General features: G+C 56.4%; 4 protein-coding genes. 3 read left to right on the top strand and 1 reads right to left on the bottom strand.

Going from position 1 to position 3333, the window contains the following annotated elements:
• Window positions 1-68 precede the first annotated feature (68 nt).
• Window positions 69-563 (top strand): L,D-transpeptidase, encoded by a 495-nt coding sequence (locus tag H8Q75_RS04780; protein WP_297040830.1) that lies wholly within the window; start codon window positions 69-71, stop codon window positions 561-563.
• Here H8Q75_RS04780 and H8Q75_RS04775 read toward each other — a convergent pair.
• Window positions 560-1954 carry a CPBP family intramembrane glutamic endopeptidase gene (locus tag H8Q75_RS04775; RefSeq protein ID WP_297040829.1) on the bottom strand — a complete coding sequence of 465 codons (1395 nt, stop codon included), beginning with the start codon at window positions 1952-1954 and terminating at the stop codon, window positions 560-562. The genes H8Q75_RS04780 and H8Q75_RS04775 overlap by 4 nt on opposite strands.
• Before the next feature lie 120 nt (window positions 1955-2074).
• On the opposite strand from H8Q75_RS04775, the gene pheS reads away from it, so the two are divergent.
• Both pheS and H8Q75_RS04765 read left to right on the top strand, forming a co-directional pair.
• Entirely contained in the window at window positions 2075-3085 is a 1011-nt protein-coding gene (gene pheS / locus H8Q75_RS04770) for a phenylalanine--tRNA ligase subunit alpha (RefSeq protein ID WP_041429395.1), read from the top strand.
• Window positions 3086-3097: 12 nt separating this feature from the next.
• Window positions 3098-3333, top strand: a 236-nt coding sequence (locus H8Q75_RS04765; protein WP_297040828.1) for a ParA family protein, incomplete at its 3' end; no start/stop codon positions are given.

Here is a 3333-nt window from a genome sequence, read left to right as displayed (position 1 = left end):
TCACGTAGCTATCTATTATTCACCTATTCACCCATGCCCAGATCACGGTGGTCGGAGTAGATGAAGCAATGAAAAAACAACGGTTCCTCAAAGCTGGCCAGCGATCGCTACTGGTTGTTGCACTGCTGAGTTTGAGGTTTTGGGGTTGTTTGCCCTCTGCCCTCGCCACTCCGCCCCTGCGCCTAGAAATCAACCTCTCGCGGCGCCAATTGACCCTCTACCAAGGAGACACTCCCCTGCGCCGCTATCCAGTGGCCGTGGGTCGCCCAGGGTGGGAAACCCCTGTAGGTCAATTTCAAGTTCGCCAGATGATTCGCAATCCCGCTTGGAAAAATCCCTTTACTGGGGGAGTGATTGCCGGCGGACATCCCCAAAACCCCTTGGGACGGCGTTGGATTGGCTTTTGGAGTGATGGTACCAATTGGGTTGGGTTGCATGGTACCCCCAATCCTGATTCCGTTGGGCATGCGGTTTCCCACGGTTGCGTGCGCATGTACAACCGCGACATTGAAGAGCTTTTTGAGAAAGTGCAACTAGGGGTGCCCGTGATTGTGGTGCCCTAGAAGGGGGCAACAAGGGCAGCACCAAAAAAGACGACGGCGATCGCATCCACTAAGCCATGGAGGACAACCCCTGCCCAGAGGCGCTGTGTACAGGCAAACGCCAAGCAGTAAAAGATAGAGGCAAGGGTTGCCATGAGCATATAAACCCCGCGGTAAGCAATGAGGGGCAGTTCTATATCGGCATTGGGCTTGTTCCCGATATGGAGAACGCCAAAAAGGAGCGCACAAATGAGAATCGCCCCCCAAGCGGTAACAACCGGCGGCAGGCGATCGCCCCCATAGTGCCGCAGCAGGTCCCGCACCAAAATCATCAAGCCACTGCGGAAGATCACCTCTTCAAAAATACCCACCCGCATTGCAAAAAGGGTTACATAGACAAACACTGCCAGGGGCGAGGGGGTAAAGTTGAATTGATCCAAGGGCAAAAAGCCCAATAGCGTGCCCAAGGGCACCAGGGTTACCAAGGCCATCAACACCAGTGCCGCCAGTAAACGGGCATCCCGCCAGCGGGGTTCAAAGCTATAGCCAAAGTGCGATCGCCCCCTGCCCAAAATAATCACAAGAATAAAGAGCTGCACCGCCACAAAAGGGCCAAACCGAAAGGAGGGCCTCGAAAACCAGTAGAGGCTAAACAGCGAAAGGGCAATCAAGGGAATCTCCTGCCATCCCAAGCCGGTGGAGGTTGCCCGTGGGGGCTGCCGCCGCTGCCAATCGCCCCAAAGGCATAGGAGCAGATAGATAGGCGTAATGATGAATCCTTCAGTGTACGCCTTGGGGAAGGCGGGGGAAATGAGCCCAGTGTGGCTAAAGAACAAATAGAATGCGGCGCCACTGATCCAAGCCCACAACAGCGGCGGCGGTGTGGTCTTTTGCCGCAGGAGGGAAGGGACACGCACCATTGCCCCGACGCCGCCAAGAAAGATCAGCACATTCAGCCCCCCCTGATTGGCGAAGATCAAGTTCGTGAGAGTCCGGTGCCAAGGAAAGCGGCTTGCCTGGGGCAGGGCCAAGCCAATGGCAATGTACAGTCCCAGACTCAGGAGCAACCGTCCCTGCCACCGTTGAGCCACCTTATCCCCACCAGGGTCAACATCCGGGGTGCCGCTTGCCCACCACAGCACTGGGAACCCCCCAATGATGACCACAGCGGCAGACTCCACGAGACTTTCTAGCCACGGCCAAGGGTTTGAGGATAAATAGTGCAAATAGAGGAATTGTGCCCAAAACCACAATCCACAGGCAGCGATCGCCAGCCGTTGCTCGCGGCGGCTGGAAAATTGGGGTGAGCGGAGAAAGGCCTGGGGGGCAGTGGCCAACCAGTGACTGACAGAACTAACACTCACAGAACTAACGGCGTTTTGAAGCTGGCGCATTTGTTTGGGAATCGGCATTCTAGAACCATCGCGATCGCAACTGCGGGCAGAGCGTTATAATCAAGGCTTGTTCCCAGCCTGTGGGAATAGATTGAGACACCGCGTTGATTGTTGCCTATCCCGCAACCGCATTTTGCCATGACCACCCCCCCTCCTGATCGCGATCGCCTCAGCCAACAACTCAAAGATTTAGAAGCCAAAGCCTTGGGGGCGATCGCCGAAGCCAGCACCCTCGATGCCCTAGAGCACCTGCGCGTGGCCTATCTGGGCAAAAAAGGCGAACTCTCACAAATTCTGGCCCTCATGGGGAAATTGCCCGCCGGCGATCGCCCCGCCATCGGCACCCTCGCCAACACCCTCAAGGAAAAACTCCTCCAAGCCCTAGAGGCACGCCGAGAAACCCTCCAAGCCGAAAAAATTGCAGCTCAACTGGCGGCCGAAACCCTGGATGTGACCATGCCGGGGGTCTATCGTCCCCAAGGGCACATTCATCCTCTCCATAGCACCATTGACCGCATTCTCGATATTTTTGTCGGCCTTGGCTATACCGTTGCCAATGGCCCAGAAATGGAAACCGACTACTACAACTTTGAGGCGCTAAATACACCGGCGGATCACCCGGCGCGCGACATGCAGGACACCTTTTACCTGCCCGATGGCAATCTCCTGCGCACCCACACCTCCTCGGTCCAGATCCGCTACATGGAACTCAATGATCCCCCCATTCGCATTGTTGCCCCTGGGCGCTGTTACCGCCGCGACACCGAAGATGCCACCCACGCGGCGGTGTTCCATCAGATTGAGATTTTGGCAGTGGATGAGGGCCTGACCTTTACCGACCTCAAGGGCACCGTCACCACGTTTCTGGCTGAACTCTTTGGTGATGTTCCCATTCGCTTTCGTGCCAGCTATTTTCCCTTTACCGAACCTTCGGCGGAAGTGGATGTGCAGTGGCAGGGACGCTGGCTCGAGGTGATGGGTTGTGGCATGGTAGATCCCGCCGTCCTCAAGAATGTTGGCTACGATCCAGAAATCTATACAGGCTTTGCCGCCGGGTTTGGCGTAGAGCGGTTTGCCATGGTGCTGCATCAAATTGATGACATTCGCCGCTTCTACACCAGTGATCTGCGCTTTCTGCAGCAATTTTAGGAGGGCAAGGCCTTGGCGTCACCGCGGCTGCTGGCCATTCTCAACGGCAAAGGCGGCGTGGGCAAAACCACAACGGCGATTAATCTGGCAGCCACCTATGCCGAACAGTACAAGGTACTATTGGTGGATGCAGATCCCCAAGCCTCAGCCACCTGGTGGTTTCAGCGCAGCGGCCGCCCCATAGGCTTTGATCTCGCTCAAGAGGTCAACCCCAAACTCCTCAGCAAGGTGCGCCAGCTCTCCGGCTA

The sequence above is a fragment of the Thermosynechococcus sp. OHK43 genome, from assembly GCF_014466085.1.
In the GTDB taxonomy this organism is placed as follows: Bacteria; Cyanobacteriota; Cyanobacteriia; order Thermosynechococcales; family Thermosynechococcaceae; genus Thermosynechococcus.
Note: the sequence above shows the minus strand (reverse complement) of the source record. Positions and strands in the feature narration are given on the sequence as shown.